Genomic DNA, 13,455 nt, shown 5'->3' on the forward strand with positions numbered 1-13,455 from the left:
GCGGCTATGCGTTCACGCGGAGCAGCAGCTTCCCCGTGCTCGTCCGGCTGCCCATCAACCGGTGCGCCTCCGCCGCCTCCTCCAGCGCGAACTCGGCCGTGACCGGCAGGGACACCGTGCCGTCGACCGCCTTGGCGAAGGCCTGTTCGGACAGGCGGCGCAGCTCGGCCGGGGCGGTCCTCGCGAGGGTCAGGATGGAGAAGCCGGCCACCGAGATGCCGAGCGGGTACAGCTCGGGCTGGCCCACGGTCCACGGCTCGGCGGAACCGGCGTTGCCGAAGGAGACCAGGCGGCCGAAGGGGGCGAGGGAGGCGAGGCCCGCGCGCAGGGTGTCGCCGCCGACGGGGTCCAGGACCAGGTCGACGCCCCGGCCGCCGGTGGCCTGCCGCACCGGGTCCTGGAAGGCGCCGACGAACACCTCGTCGTAGCCGTGCTCCTTGGCGTAGGCCGCCTTCGCCGCCGAGGACACCACGCCGTATACCGCCCCCGCGCCCGCCGCCCGGGCCAGCTGACCGGCCACCGTGCCGACTCCGCCGGCCGCGCCCTGGATGAGGACGCTCTCGCCGGGCTGGAGCCGGCCGACCGTGTGGATCAGGGCGTAGGCCGTCGGCAGGACCGTCGGGAGGGTGGCCGCCGTGCGCAGGTCCACGCCCGCGGGGAGCGGGAAGACGGTGGTCGTGTCGGCCACGGCCACCTCGGCGTACGCCCCGCCCTCGGTCAGCGCCGCCACCTCCTGGCCGACGGCCAGGCCGGTGACGCCCGCGCCGAGCGCGCGGATCCGGCCGGAGACCTCCAGGCCTGGGACGTACGGCAGCCGCGGCACCCGGTAGCCCTCCGCGCGGGCCTTCAGGTCGGCGAAGTTCACGCCCGTGTAGGCCACGTCGATGCTCACCTGGCCGGGGCCGGGCTCGGGCGCCTTGGCCGTCACCGCCTTCAGGACCTCGGGACCGCCGTACTCCTGCAACTCGACCGCGCGCATGGCGTACCTACCTCCGGCTCGGGAGAGTGTTCAATGAAAAGCGAACACTCGCGAGTGTATGGTTTTCATCGAACACTCGGCAAGTGCGCGAGCGGGACACCGCAGCAGGGAGGACGGCATGGCCGCGAGCAGTCACCGGGCCGCCCCGGAGCACACCCACCCGGACGAGGTGCCCGTCCTCACCGCGCTCGCCGCCCTCGCCGATCCCGTACGCCTCACCCTGGTCAGGGAGCTGGCCGGGTCCGCCGAGTGGTCCCGCAGCTGTGGCAGCTTCGACGTGCCGGTCGGCAAGGCGGCCCTCAGCCACCACTTCGCGGTGCTGCGCGGCGCGGGTCTCGTCGAGCAGCGGGACGAGGGGCCCAAGCGGGTCAACCGGCTGCGCCGGGCGGAGTTCGACGCGCGCTTCCCGGGGCTGCTCGACCTCGTTCTGCAGACCCCCTGACCCGAGTTCCCGACAGGGCTGACCCCAGATCCTGACGGACCTTCACATTCCTTTTGGCGCCCGTTCGTTGAGTGTTCGGGCCGGAGTCTTGCCGGCTGCGGACGATCCTGCCCCCGCTCACTCAGGAGTACCGGGTGGCCACTCAGAGAACAGAGACCGACAGACCTCGTCAGACCGGTGAGCCCCGCCTGAAGGTTGGCGCTCCGACGGTCTTACCCAGCCGGCGCTCCCGGGTGCGCCGGCTGGCCCCGCGCGCCGTCGCGGCCGCCACCGCGCTCTGCGCGCTCGTGGTGTTCGTCCAGGGGCATGTCGCCCTGCCGTTCACGCGCATCGTCACGATCGAGGCCAAGATGGCCTCGAAATCGGACTACTTCGAGGACCCCGAGGTCCAGCGGCTGCTCATCCGGCACGGCTTCCGGGTGCACGTCACCCGCATGGGCTCACGCGGCATCGCAGCACAGAACTACGACGACTACGACGTCGTCTTCCCCTCGGGGCAGCCCGCCGCAGACCTGATCACCAGGAAACGCGCCTCCGAGGGCCGCCCGGCGACGACGTACCGGCCGTTCGTCAGCCCGATCGTGCTCGGCACGTACCGCGAGTACGCCGAGACGCTCCAGGAGGCCCGGATCGCCGAGCCCCTCCCGGGCACTCCCTCCGGGGCCGAGCCGCTCTACTACTCGCTCGACATGAAGAAGTTCCTCGACGCGACCGCTCACAACGAGCGCTGGGAAAGCCTGGGCATCTCGCGGCACGGCATACACAACGGAAACAAGGTGCTCGCCCAGTCCTCGGACATCTGCGAGTCCAACTCCGGGGGTACCTACCTGGGGCTGGTCTCCTACGTGTGGAACCACGACGACATCCCGCAGGACACACAGGAGGCGAAGAGCTTCGCAGAGAGGATCAAGCACCTCCTCAACGACCAGGGCATGCCCTCCGGCGAGAAGAACGAGACCTACGTGTCCGCCGAGGGCAAGAGCATCTCCCCGATCGCGGTCATCTACGAGCACCAGTTCCTGGCTCATCAGATAGCCACCCAGGCCGGCACCGGGCACGTGGACGGCGAGCGCGTTCTGCTGTATCCGTCGACACGGTTCGTCACCGAGCCCCAGTTCATCGCGCTGACCTCGCAGGGGGACCGGCTCGGCCGGCTGGTATCCACCGACCCGGCCCTGCAGAGGCGCGCGATGGAGCTGGGTTTCCGGGTCCGGGCCGCCGACAGCGAGTCCACCAGCGACGCGCTGACCGGATTCCTGCACGAACACCACATCCAGGCACCCGTCCTGTCGGCCGACGACACCAAGGCGGTGCTGCCCCGGCTGGACCTGCTGGAGCAGATGATCGAGGTGGTGGGGGACTGCGATCCCGTCGCGCGGTCGGCTGCGGGCGGGGAGGCGCCGTGAGGGTCCATGCTCTCCCCTTCGCCCTCTGCCTGATCCTCCTCACCGCCCTGGTCTCCTGCTCCGGCGGCGGCAGCGGCCCCGACACCACCCTGAAGGTGCTGGCCAGCGACGAACTCGCCGACATGAAACCCCTGTTGGATCAGATGAGAGAGGACACCGGGGTTCGCCTGGACATCGACTACAAGCCGACCAACGACGCCGGCGACACCCTGCTGACCGGCCGCCACTCCTACGATCTGGCCTGGCTCTCCTCCGACCGCTACCTCCGGCTCCGGGCGAAGCAGGCCCCCGCCGGGGCCACCCCGGCCACCGGCGTGCAGCGCACCTCGATCATGCGCTCGCCGGTCGTGGTCGGCCTCACCCAGGACGTGGCACGGCGACTGCGCCCCAAGGCGCCCGGCGGACGCCTGTCCTGGGCGGACATCGCCGACGCCGCCGCCACCGGCACCGTCCGCTTCGGCATGGCCGACCCCCGGCACAGCAACAGCGGCCTCGCCGCCCTCGTCGGCGTCGCCACCGCCGCGGCCGGCACCGGCGGCGCGCTGCGCCCCGAGGACGTCAGCTGCGACCGGCTGCGCGGCTTCCGCTCCGGCCAGACCCTCACCGCCGAGACCTCCCACGACCTGCTCGACGCCTTCGCCGGCCACCCCGGCCGCACCAACGCCCTGATCACCTACGAGTCCGAGCTGCTGACCCTGAACGCCTCCGGGCGGCTGGGGCAGCCGCTCGACATCGTGCACCCCGCCGACGGCATGGTCCTGTCCGACTACCCGCTGCTCCTGCTCGACCCCGCCCACCGGGACGCCTACGACCGGGTGGTGGAGTGGCTGACGGACACCGGCCACCAGCGGGACATCATGCGGCGCACCCTGCGCCGCCCGGTCAACACCGCGGTCCAGCGCGACGAACGGCTCCGGGCGCCCCTGGACAACGCGCTGTACTTCCCCGACGACCCGGCCGTCCTCGACCGGCTCCTGGACGACTACGGCGACCCCCGGCGCCGCGTCGCCGACCAGGTGATCTTCCTGCTCGACTTCTCCGACTCCATGCGCGGCGCGCGTACGACCGCGCTGCGCACCGCGTTCGCGGGCCTGAGCGGGGCGGACGCCTCGGCCGTGGCCAAGTTCGTCCGCTTCTACCAGGGCGAGCGGCTGACCGCGGTCCGCTTCGGCGGCCGGCCCCTGGACGAGCGCACGGTCACCGTCCACGGCGCGGCCGACCTCACCCGGCTGGAGGACTTCGTCGCCGGCGGCGGCTACGACGGCTCGACGGCGATCTGGTCCGCCCTGGACCACGGCTACGCCACCGCCGAACGAGCCGTGCGCGAGGACCCCGGGCGGGCGGTGTCCATCGTGCTGATGACCGACGGCGAGAACAACGCGGGCATCGACCGCGCCGCGTTCGTCAGCCGCTACCGGGCCCGCCCCGCCGACGCCCGCGCCGTGCACACCTATCCCGTCCACTTCGGGGACGCCGACGCGGCGGAACTGCGGCAGGTCGCCTCGGTGACCGGCGGCCGCATGGTCGACGCCGACGGCTCGTCCCTGTCCACCGCGTTCAAGGAGATCCGTGGCTGTTCTTGACGGCACCTGGTGGAGCGCCTGGTGGGGCGCGATGACATGGTGGCTGGCGGCCTTCGCCGGCCTGCTCGTGCTGGCCGTGCTTGTCGTACGGCAGTCCCTTCGGCGGGTCAGGAAGGCGCCCGAGGACCCCAACTACCTTCCGCTGTACCTGGACAACGACGCCGTCATGGGCCTGTTCAAGATGGGCAACTACCGGTCGGCGCTGCGCCGGGAGGTCGAGGTGCGGCGCGTCCACAACACCGGCTGTCTGGCGGTGATCCCGCTGGTGTCCCTGCTGTTCCAGCTGACCGGGGGCCGAACCACCGAGGTCGTCGCCAAGTACGTCGAGAACAGCGAGCCGATCTCGGTCATCGGCCTGTTGCTGTCCGTGCTGCAGCGGGGGGACGCGCTCGTCCGGGTGCGGCTGCGGCGGGACTCCGGAACGGTCACGCCGAACCGCGCCCTGCTCGCGGACGCGGCCGCCGACGAGGTCGTGCTCAGCGAGATCGGCGAGTTCGTCATGATCACCGGCCGGTTCGAGGCCCAGGGAACCCAGGGAGAGACGCTGGTCATGCGGGCCCCCTACGGAGACGGCGAGCAGGCCGCACACCTGCGGGTCGTCCTGCGCGTCGAGGGGCTGCGCACACCGGACCGGCAGCTGCCCGAGGGCGAGTTCCAGGCCCACTGCCTGGGCAAGGTGACGAGCTGGCGCTCCGGCACCCGCGAGGTCGTGCTCCAGTACCCGGTGGCCGTCTTCCAGTGAGGGCGTGCGACCTGCGCCCATCGGCACGCCCGATGCCCCCATCGGCAGGACGCCCCACCAGCGCGTGGACCGGCACCGGCGGCCGCTCGTAGCTTCGACGGCATGACCTCAGAGCACAAGGGCACGGCCCAGCTGACCACCGCGATGATGCTGTCCGGCACCCTCGGCGTCTTCGTCGTCGAATCGGGCGCCTCGCCCTTCAATGTCGTCTTCTTCCGCGTCCTGTTCGGCGCCCTCGCCCTCGGCGGCTACGTCGTCGCACGCGGCTGGCTGCGCGACCACGGCTTCACCCCGCGCACCCTCGGACTCGCCGTCCTGGGCGGGGTGTTCATCGTCTTCAACTGGGTGCTGCTGTTCCAGTCGTACGAGAACACGTCCATCTCCGTGGCCACCGTGGTCTACCACACACAGCCCTTCTACGTGGTCCTCCTCGGCGCCCTCCTCTTCCGGGAACGGCTCACCGCCGCCCGCGTCGGCTGGATCGCCGTCGCCTTCGCGGGCCTGATCCTGGTCGCCGGCGTGACCCCCGCCGACTTCACCGGCGGTGGCGCCTACCTCACCGGCATTGGCCAGGCGCTGCTCGCCGCCCTCCTCTACGGCCTGTCCACCCTGGTCACCAAGCGGATCACCGGCGTGCGCCCGCATCTGATCGCCCTCGTCCAGGTCCTGGTCGGCATCCCGCTGCTGCTCCCGTTCGCCGACTTCGGCGCGATGGACGGAACCGGCTGGGACTGGGGCTGGCTGCTCGGGCTCGGCTTCATCCACACCGGCGTGATGTACGTCCTCATGTACGCCGCCTACGCCGAGCTGCCCACCGCGAAGATCGCCGTACTCGCCTTCGTCTACCCGGCCGTGGCGATGGTGATGGACTGGGCGGTGTACGGCCACCACATCGGCCTCGTCCAGGCGCTGGGCGTCCCGCTGATCGTGACGGCGAGCCTGAAGGTCACCCTTGCTCGGCCACGAGCCGCCGCGCCTGCTCCACGAACAGCCGCGCATGAGCCGGAAGCCGCTTCCCGGACCGCCACGCCAGCTGCGTGCGAAGCGTGAACGGAGGCTCCCAGCCGAGCCGTACCAGCGAGCCCTCCGCGAGTTCGGCGGCGACCGTCACCTCGGGCAGCAGCGCCGTCCCGAGGCCGGCCGCCGCCGCGCGTTTGGTGGCCTCGATCGTGCCGAACTCCATGAACTCCACCGGCTTCAGCGCTGTCAGCTCCCGCTCGAACAGGTCCCGGTAGGCGCAGCCGGGCTCGGTGGCCAGCAGGGCCTGCCCGGTCAGGTCGGCCGTCGTGACCGGCCGTCCGGCCAGCGGGTGTCCGGGCGCCGCGACCAGCGCCAGCGGTTCCACCGCCAGCACCGCGCTTTCCAGACCCGGGTGCTCGGTCCCCTCCTCCATCAGGAAACCGACGTCGTACGTCCCCTGCCGCAGCGCCTGCCGGGTCTCGTCGCCGATGGTGGTGCGCAGGGCGAGCCGCACCTTCGGGTGGCGGTGGTGGAAGTACTCCAGCAGCGGGGGCAGCCGGTAGGAGGTCAGGGACTCCATGGTGCCGACGGTGAGGGTGCCGGACGGCTCCTCGGCTCCGGTGACGGCCGCCCGGGCCTCCTCGGAAAGCTCGATGATCTGCCGGGCGTAGGGCAGCAGCCGCTCGCCCGCCTCGGTGAGCCGGATGCGGCTGCCGAGCCGGTCGAACAACTCCACGCCCAGGTCGGACTCCAGGGCGCGGATCTGGCTCGTCACGCTGGACTGCGCGTACGACAGTTCGGCCGCCGCACGGGTGAAGCTCAGGACCGTGGCGACCTTCTCGAAGGTGACGAGCAGTCGGAGTTCCATGCGTCAGTCGCTCTTCGGGTCGTCCTTGTCGAGGGACTTGAGGAACTCGGGGTTGTCGTCGGGGGCGACCCAGGAGGAGGCGGCGTTGCGGTGCCACTCGCTCGGAGTGGAGCCCGTCTCGGGGGCGCGCCGCACCTTGCCCGTGACCAGCCAGGCGACCGGGCCCACCAGGACCTCGCCGAAGAGCAGGACGATGATCACCCACACCACCTTCGGCAGGTGGCGCACCTCCTCCTCGGGGGTGTTCAGGCAGTCCACGAAGGCGTAGATCCACAACGCCAGGACCAGCAGGTACGGCAGATACCTGAGCATCGGTGTGCGCTCTTTCCGAGATATGAGTGGGCCCCGGTGACGGGCCCAGGTTAGCCGGTGACAGATACTGGGGCACATGGCTTACGACGATCTTCGCTCCCTGCTCAGGGCGCTGGAGCGCGAGGGAGACCTCAAGCGCATCAAGGCCGAGGTCGACCCGTATCTGGAGGTCGGGGAGATCGTCGACCGGGTGCAGAAGTCCGGGGGACCGGCGCTGCTCTTCGAGAACGTGAAGGGCTCGGCGATGCCCCTCGCGATGAACGTCTTCGGGACCGACCGGCGGCTGCTGAAGGCGCTGGGCCTGAAGTCGTACGGCGAGATCTCCGAGAAGATCGGCGGGCTGCTGCGGCCCGAGCTGCCGCACGGGTTCGTGGGCGTGCGCGAGGCGTTCGGGAAGCTGGGCGCGATGGCGCACGTGCCGCCGAAGAAGGTGAAGGAAGCGCCCGCGCAGGAAGTCGTCCTCACCGGCGACGACGTGGACCTCGACCGGCTCCCGGCCCTGTTCACCTGGCCGAAGGACGGCGGCTCCTTCTTCAACCTGGGGCTCACCCACACCAAGGACCCGGAGACCGGGATCCGCAACCTCGGGCTCTACCGCCTCCAGCGGCACGACAAGCGCACCATCGGCATGCACTGGCAGATCCACAAGGACAGCCGGAACCACTACCAGGTGGCGGCCCGGCGCGGTGAACGCCTCCCGGTGGCGATCGCCTTCGGCTGCCCCCCGGCCGTCACCTACGCCTCCACCGCGCCCCTTCCCGGCGACATCGACGAGTACCTCTTCGCGGGGTTCATCGCCGGCAAGCGCATCGAGATGGTCGACTGCAAGACGGTCCCGCTCCAGGTCCCCGCGAACGCCGAGGTCGTCCTGGAGGGCTGGCTGGAGCCCGGCGAGATGCTCCCGGAGGGCCCCTTCGGCGACCACACCGGCTTCTACACGCCGCAGGAGCCGTTCCCGGCGCTGAAGATCGACTGCGTGACGATGCGGAAGCGCCCGCTGCTCCAGTCCATCGTGGTGGGCCGGCCCCCCACGGAGGACGGCCCGCTCGGCCGCGCCACGGAACGCTTCTTCCTGCCCCTGCTGAAGATCATCGTCCCGGACATCGTGGACTACCACCTGCCCGAGGCCGGCGGCTTCCACAACTGCGCGATCGTCTCGATCGACAAGAAGTACCCGAAGCACGCGCAGAAGGTCATGCATGCGATCTGGGGGGCCCACATGATGTCCCTCACCAAGCTGATCGTGGTCGTCGACTCCGACTGCGACGTGCACGACCTGCATGAGGTTGCCTGGCGGGCCCTCGGCAACACGGACTACGCCCGCGACCTGACCGTCGCGGAAGGCCCCGTCGACCACCTCGACCACGCCTCCTACCAGCAGTTCTGGGGCGGCAAGGCGGGCATCGACGCGACGAAGAAGTGGCCCGAGGAGGGCTACACGCGCGACGGCGGATGGCCGGACATGGTGGAGTCCGACCCGGATACGGCGGCCCTGGTGGACCGCCGCTGGAAGGAGTACGGCCTGTGAGCAGCGCCTCCGCGGCACTCCCGCAGCCGGGACGCACCAAGGCGTTCCTGCGCCTGGTGATGATCGAGCACTCGGTCTTCGCGCTCCCCTTCGCCTACATCGCCGCCCTGACCGCGATGTACCAGTGGGACGAGAACATCCACTGGGGACGGCTCCTCCTCGTCACCGTCTGCATGGTCGGCCTGCGCACCTTCGCCATGGCGGTCAACCGGATCATCGACCGCGAGATCGACGCCCGGAACCCCCGGACGGCCCACCGCGAACTCGTGACCGGCGCGATGTCGGTGAAGCACGCCTGGACCGGCGCCCTGATCGCCCTGGTGGTCTTCCTGGGCGCGGCGGCCCTGCTGAACCCGCTCTGCCTGGCCCTGGCCCCCATCGCGGTGATCCCGATGGTGGTCTACCCGTACGGGAAACGCTTCACGAACTTCCCGCAGGCCATCCTCGGCCTCGCCCAGGCGATGGGCCCGGTCGGCGGCTGGCTCGCGATCACCGGCGAGTGGTCCTGGGACGCGGTGATCCTGGGCCTCGCCGTCGGCATCTGGATCGGCGGCTTCGACCTGATCTACGCCTGCCAGGACGTCGAGACCGACCGCGAGATCGGCGTCATGTCGGTCCCGGCCCGCTTCGGCATCCCGGCGGCGGTCTGGGGCGCACGGGTCTGTCACGCCGTGACGACGGGGTTGTTCGTCTGGTACGCCCTGACGACGCACGCGGGCGCCTTCTTCTGGCTGGGCCTGGTGATCGTCGCGGGCGCGTTCGTGTACGAGCACCGGATTGTCCGACCGCATGACCTTTCCCGCCTGAACAGGGCGTTCTTCAGCGTCAACGGGTTCATCGGGATTGCCCTGTTCGTGTGTGCCCTGCTGGATCTCCTGGTTCGGGGTCTGACCGTCTGAGTACGGTGGGGCCGTGGATCGCCTGCACGCACAGCTTGCCCGGAGGCCGAGGCGACCAAGAACGCGGTCGCGTACTCGCCGGACCTGATCAAGCTGGTCCTCGAGGTGGTCTCCCCGGAAAGCATCCGACGGGACTACGAGGTGAAACCCCGCTGGTACGCCTCCCGGGGAATTGCCAACTACCTCGTCCTCGACCCGCTCAGGGGCCACGTCGTGACCATGTGGAACCCCGCTCCCGACGACTATCTGGGTCGCGACACCATCTCCTACGGCCCCGAACTGACCGTCGTCTCACCCCTCGGCAAGCTCACCGTGCCCACCTCCCGTCTCCCCGTCGACCCCAAGGCGCCCCACCCGGCCTGAGCGCGCCCCGACCCGCCGGTACGCTCAAGGTGTGAACGCAGGAGAAACGCAGCGCGCGCCTTGGATCGTGGGGGTGTCCGGAGCTTCCGGGACGCCGTATGCGGCTGCCGTGCTGCGGGCTCTGCTGGACGCCGGGGAGGCCGTCGACCTGGTGGTCAGCCGGGCCTCGCGGCTGACGCTGCTGGACGAGACGGGTATCTCGTTCCGGGACGCGCACTGGCAGGAGGACCTGCGGGAATGGCTGGCCCGGGGCGCCGACGGCAAGCCCGGGACCTTCGACGTGGACGTCAGCGCGGTGCGGTACTGGAGCGCGGGGGATCTCGCGGCCGGGCCGTCCTCGGGGTCGTACCCGGCGAAGGGGATGCTCATCGTGCCCGCCTCGACCGCCTGTGTCGCCGGTGTCGCCCTCGGGCTGTCCAAGGATCTGCTGCAGCGCACGGCCAGCGTCACACTGAAGGAGCGCCGGCCGCTGGTGGTGGCCGTACGGGAGACCCCCTTGAACGGTCAGACCCTGCGGCACCTGGTCGCACTCGACGACGCGGGGGCGAGCGTGGTGCCGGCCTCGCCCGCCTTCTACGCGGGCGCGACCCACATCCAGGATCTGGTGGACTTCGTCGCCGGGCGGGTGCTGGACTCCGCGGGCGTCGAGCACGGTCTGTACCGGCGCTGGAAGGGCGAACTGGGCGGCGGCTCAGCGGTCCGGTAGTCGAGCAAGTCGCAGTACCTCTCATCACTTCAGAACGTTCAGAACATTTCCAGGGGAAGGCTTCGATCGCATGGACGCGGTGGACAGGCAGCTCATCCAGGCCCTGAGGGAGAACGGCCGGGCCTCCTACGCGGAGCTGGGACGCCTCGTCGGCCTGTCGGGACCCAGCGTCACCGACCGCATCAACCGGCTGGAGGCGGCCGGTGTCATCACCGGTTACCGCGCCACCGTGAACGCGGCCTCCCTCGGCCTCGGCGTGACCGCCCTGATCGGCATCTCGCTGTCCGACGCCGCCGACCACGAGGACGTGGCCCAGCGGCTGAAGGAACTCCCCGAGATCGAGGACTGCTGGTTCATCGCCGGCGACGACTCCTACATGCTCAAGGTGCGGGCGGCCGACGTGGACGGGCTGGAGAGGATCATCCGGCGGCTCAGCGGGACCAAGGGCGTCTCCCGCACCCGTACCACGATCGTGCTGTCCACGAAGTGGGAGAACCGGGTCGGGGAACTTCCCGAAGAGGTGTAGGGATACCGTTGGTCGGGCTGTCGTAGAAAGGGCGTGTTGGCATGGACGTCGGGCTCAAGCGCGAGCTGGAGGAGAAGGTCCGCTCCGGTGAGCGGCTGACTCGCGAGGACGGCATCGCGCTGTACGAGTCGGACGACCTGGCCTGGCTCGGCGGCCTGGCCCACGAGGTGCGGACGCGCAAGAACGGCGACGTCGTGCACTTCAACGTCAACCGGCACCTCAACATGACCAACGTGTGCACGGCCTCCTGCGCCTACTGCTCGTTCCAGCGCAAGCCGGGCGAGAAGGACGCGTACACGATGCGCATCGAGGAGGCCGTCAAGCTCGCCAAGGCGATGGAGTCGGAGAACCTCACCGAGCTGCACATCGTCAACGGCCTGCACCCGAACCTGCCGTGGCGCTACTACCCGCGCTCGCTGCGGGAGCTGAAGGCCGCCCTGCCGAACGTCTCGCTGAAGGCGTTCACGGCGACCGAGATTCACCACTTCGAGACCATCTCCGGGCTGTCCGCCTCCGAGATCCTCGACGAGCTGATCGACGCCGGTCTGGAGTCCCTCACCGGCGGCGGCGCGGAGATCTTCGACTGGGAGGTCCGCCGGCACATCGTGGACCACAGGACCCACTGGGAGGACTGGTCCCGCATCCACCGCCTGGCGCACGAGAAGGGTCTGAAGACCCCGTGCACCATGCTGTACGGGCACATCGAGGAGCCCCGCCACCGGGTCGACCACGTCCTGCGCCTGCGTGAGCTGCAGGACGAGACGAACGGCTTCCAGGTCTTCATCCCGCTGCGCTACCAGCACGACTTCGTGGACATGAAGGACGGCAAGGTACGCAACCGGCTGCAGGCGCGCACCCAGATGGCGACCGGCGCCGAGGCCCTGAAGACCTTCGCCGTCTCCCGTCTCCTCTTCGACAACGTGCCGCACGTCAAGGTGTTCTGGGTCATGCACGGCGTCCAGACCGCCCAGCTCGCCCTCCAGCACGGCGCCGACGACATGGACGGCTCGGTGGTCGAGTACAAGATCACGCACGACGCGGACAACTACGGCACCCCGAACAAGCTGACCCGCGAGGACCTGCTGGACCTGATCCGCGACGCCGGTTTCCGTCCGGTGGAGCGCAACACGCGGTACGAGATCATCCGCGAGTACGACGGCCCGGACCCGCTGCGCCGCGAGTCGCCGCAGCCCATGCGGGTGTGAGCCGGTGACGCTGTCGTTCGAGCTGGACCCGCCGGTCTCGCGCGCCCTCAGGGACGAGGTGCTCACGCTGTGGGCGGACGTGTCGAACGCGGGCGGCTCGGTCGGCTTCGTGCCGCCGGTGACCGTGGACGAGATACGCCCCGAGCTGGTCAGGCACCTCGTCGCGATGGCCGAGGGCCGCACCCGGCTGCTGGTGGGCCGGGACGGGACGGGCGCGGTCGTGGCGACCGCGTTCCTCACGTACAACACGCACCGGCTGATGCGGCACTGGGTGTGGCTGTACACGGTGATGGTCCACCCCAGGCACCAGGGCAAGGGCTACGGCCGCGACCTCCTGGAGGCCGCCGCCGACGCCGCCCGCGGCCTCGACGGCATCGAGGCCATCCGGCTCACCTGCCGGGGCGGCCTCGGCCTGGAGCGGTTCTACGGCTCCTGCGGCTACAAGGAGGTCGGCCGGATACCCGGCGCGATCCGGGTCGCGCCCGACGACGACCGGGACGACATCTTCATGCTGCTGCCGCTGCCCTGACCCCGCTGCAAGATCGGGTCCGCACCGTGCTTCACTGGACGGTGCCCCTGTTTGGAATCGGAAGAGTGGATTGAGATGCTCCGCTACACGCTGATGCGCCTCGGCATCTTCGCCGGCTGCTTCGTGGTCGTCTGGGGAGCCGTCTACTCCGGGATCTTCCCGCGCGGCTTCGGCGACTCCAACTTCCTGTGGGTCATGCTGCTCGCGCTGGTGCTCTCGGCGCCGATCAGCTTCGTGGTGCTGCGCAAGGAGCGGGACCGGGCCTCCGTGCAGATCGTGAACCGGGTCGACCGGATGAAGGCCAACCTGGACGCCAACCGCAGCCAGGAGGACGTGTCGGACGACTCCGCACGGACGCAGGGCGGGGCAGCCGCGCCCAACTGAGGCTTCTCGTCCATCCGGTTCGG

General features: G+C 70.3%; 15 protein-coding genes and 1 pseudogene. 13 read left to right on the top strand and 3 right to left on the bottom strand.

Annotated elements, in window-relative coordinates; translation table 11 throughout:
- Positions 1-4: 4 nt before the first annotated feature.
- On the bottom strand, positions 5-979 hold the full coding sequence (locus ACFYZZ_RS39825; RefSeq protein ID WP_389187291.1) for a zinc-binding alcohol dehydrogenase family protein: 975 nt from the start codon (positions 977-979) through the stop codon (positions 5-7).
- Positions 980-1,097: 118 nt separating this feature from the next.
- Between ACFYZZ_RS39825 and ACFYZZ_RS39830 the strand changes: the two genes are divergently transcribed.
- The 5 genes from ACFYZZ_RS39830 (at position 1,098) to ACFYZZ_RS39850 (ending at position 6,202) form a co-directional block, all read left to right on the top strand.
- Positions 1,098-1,421: an ArsR/SmtB family transcription factor gene (locus tag ACFYZZ_RS39830; RefSeq protein WP_389187294.1), complete on the top strand. Its 324-nt coding sequence runs from the start codon at positions 1,098-1,100 to the stop codon at positions 1,419-1,421.
- A 233-nt stretch (positions 1,422-1,654) separates the two neighbouring features.
- A complete protein-coding gene (locus ACFYZZ_RS39835; protein ID WP_389187297.1) occupies positions 1,655-2,827 on the top strand; it encodes a hypothetical protein in 1,173 nt (390 codons plus the stop codon).
- Positions 2,824-4,410, top strand: a complete 1,587-nt coding sequence (locus tag ACFYZZ_RS39840; RefSeq protein WP_389187300.1) for a substrate-binding domain-containing protein — start codon at positions 2,824-2,826, stop codon at positions 4,408-4,410. Before ACFYZZ_RS39835 ends, ACFYZZ_RS39840 begins: the two co-directional genes overlap by 4 nt.
- Positions 4,397-5,152: a hypothetical protein gene (locus ACFYZZ_RS39845; protein ID WP_389187303.1), complete on the top strand. Its 756-nt coding sequence runs from the start codon at positions 4,397-4,399 to the stop codon at positions 5,150-5,152. Before ACFYZZ_RS39840 ends, ACFYZZ_RS39845 begins: the two co-directional genes overlap by 14 nt.
- Positions 5,153-5,254: 102 nt before the next feature.
- Positions 5,255-6,202: a DMT family transporter gene (locus ACFYZZ_RS39850; protein WP_389187306.1), complete on the top strand. Its 948-nt coding sequence runs from the start codon at positions 5,255-5,257 to the stop codon at positions 6,200-6,202.
- On the opposite strand, the gene ACFYZZ_RS39855 is transcribed toward ACFYZZ_RS39850, so the two are convergent.
- Together ACFYZZ_RS39855 and ACFYZZ_RS39860 are read right to left on the bottom strand one after the other, a co-directional pair.
- Entirely contained in the window at positions 6,099-6,980 is an 882-nt protein-coding gene (locus ACFYZZ_RS39855; protein WP_389187309.1) for a LysR family transcriptional regulator, read from the bottom strand. The two genes, ACFYZZ_RS39850 and ACFYZZ_RS39855, sit on opposite strands and share 104 nt — an antisense overlap.
- A gap of 6 nt (positions 6,981-6,986) precedes the next feature.
- Positions 6,987-7,292: pseudogene (locus ACFYZZ_RS39860) on the bottom strand (PLD nuclease N-terminal domain-containing protein); the annotation flags it as partial.
- Positions 7,293-7,368: 76 nt separating this feature from the next.
- On the opposite strand from ACFYZZ_RS39860, the gene ACFYZZ_RS39865 reads away from it, so the two are divergent.
- From ACFYZZ_RS39865 to ACFYZZ_RS39900, 8 genes are all read left to right on the top strand, one after another.
- The gene (locus ACFYZZ_RS39865) at positions 7,369-8,820 is read left to right on the top strand and encodes a menaquinone biosynthesis decarboxylase (RefSeq protein ID WP_389187312.1); all 1,452 of its coding nucleotides are present in this window, start codon (positions 7,369-7,371) and stop codon (positions 8,818-8,820) included.
- Positions 8,817-9,719: a menaquinone biosynthesis prenyltransferase MqnP gene (gene mqnP, locus ACFYZZ_RS39870; protein ID WP_389187315.1), complete on the top strand. Its 903-nt coding sequence runs from the start codon at positions 8,817-8,819 to the stop codon at positions 9,717-9,719. The genes ACFYZZ_RS39865 and mqnP overlap by 4 nt, the downstream gene beginning before the upstream one ends.
- A gap of 84 nt (positions 9,720-9,803) precedes the next feature.
- On the top strand, positions 9,804-10,082 hold the full coding sequence (locus ACFYZZ_RS39875) for a Uma2 family endonuclease (protein WP_389187621.1): 279 nt from the start codon (positions 9,804-9,806) through the stop codon (positions 10,080-10,082).
- 31 nt (positions 10,083-10,113) lie between these two features.
- Positions 10,114-10,788 carry a UbiX family flavin prenyltransferase gene (locus ACFYZZ_RS39880; protein WP_389187318.1) on the top strand — a complete coding sequence of 225 codons (675 nt, stop codon included), beginning with the start codon at positions 10,114-10,116 and terminating at the stop codon, positions 10,786-10,788.
- Positions 10,789-10,858: 70 nt separating this feature from the next.
- Positions 10,859-11,314: an Lrp/AsnC family transcriptional regulator gene (locus ACFYZZ_RS39885; RefSeq protein ID WP_066995366.1), complete on the top strand. Its 456-nt coding sequence runs from the start codon at positions 10,859-10,861 to the stop codon at positions 11,312-11,314.
- Positions 11,315-11,355: 41 nt separating this feature from the next.
- On the top strand, positions 11,356-12,519 hold the full coding sequence (gene mqnE, locus ACFYZZ_RS39890; RefSeq protein WP_389187322.1) for an aminofutalosine synthase MqnE: 1,164 nt from the start codon (positions 11,356-11,358) through the stop codon (positions 12,517-12,519).
- A gap of 4 nt (positions 12,520-12,523) precedes the next feature.
- Positions 12,524-13,048 (top strand): GNAT family N-acetyltransferase, encoded by a 525-nt coding sequence (locus ACFYZZ_RS39895; protein ID WP_386577082.1) that lies wholly within the window; start codon positions 12,524-12,526, stop codon positions 13,046-13,048.
- A gap of 75 nt (positions 13,049-13,123) precedes the next feature.
- Complete coding sequence (locus tag ACFYZZ_RS39900) at positions 13,124-13,432, top strand: DUF4229 domain-containing protein (protein ID WP_389187326.1); 309 nt, start codon at positions 13,124-13,126, stop codon at positions 13,430-13,432.
- Positions 13,433-13,455: the final 23 nt, after the last annotated feature.

The organism is Streptomyces sp. NPDC001816 (assembly GCF_042892235.1).
In the GTDB taxonomy this organism is placed as follows: Bacteria; Actinomycetota; Actinomycetes; order Streptomycetales; family Streptomycetaceae; genus Streptomyces.

Excerpts from the sequence above, each read along its gene's own strand:
- ACFYZZ_RS39825 (WP_389187291.1), bottom strand. The coding sequence starts at position 979 with ATGCGCGCGGTCGAGTTGCAGGAGTACGGCGGTCCCGAGGTCCTGAAG.
- ACFYZZ_RS39830 (WP_389187294.1), top strand. The coding sequence starts at position 1,098 with ATGGCCGCGAGCAGTCACCGGGCCGCCCCGGAGCACACCCACCCGGAC.
- ACFYZZ_RS39850 (WP_389187306.1), top strand. The coding sequence starts at position 5,255 with ATGACCTCAGAGCACAAGGGCACGGCCCAGCTGACCACCGCGATGATG.
- ACFYZZ_RS39855 (WP_389187309.1), bottom strand. The coding sequence starts at position 6,980 with ATGGAACTCCGACTGCTCGTCACCTTCGAGAAGGTCGCCACGGTCCTG.
- ACFYZZ_RS39865 (WP_389187312.1), top strand. The coding sequence starts at position 7,369 with ATGGCTTACGACGATCTTCGCTCCCTGCTCAGGGCGCTGGAGCGCGAG.
- ACFYZZ_RS39885 (WP_066995366.1), top strand. The coding sequence starts at position 10,859 with ATGGACGCGGTGGACAGGCAGCTCATCCAGGCCCTGAGGGAGAACGGC.
- mqnE (WP_389187322.1), top strand. The coding sequence starts at position 11,356 with ATGGACGTCGGGCTCAAGCGCGAGCTGGAGGAGAAGGTCCGCTCCGGT.
- ACFYZZ_RS39900 (WP_389187326.1), top strand. The coding sequence starts at position 13,124 with ATGCTCCGCTACACGCTGATGCGCCTCGGCATCTTCGCCGGCTGCTTC.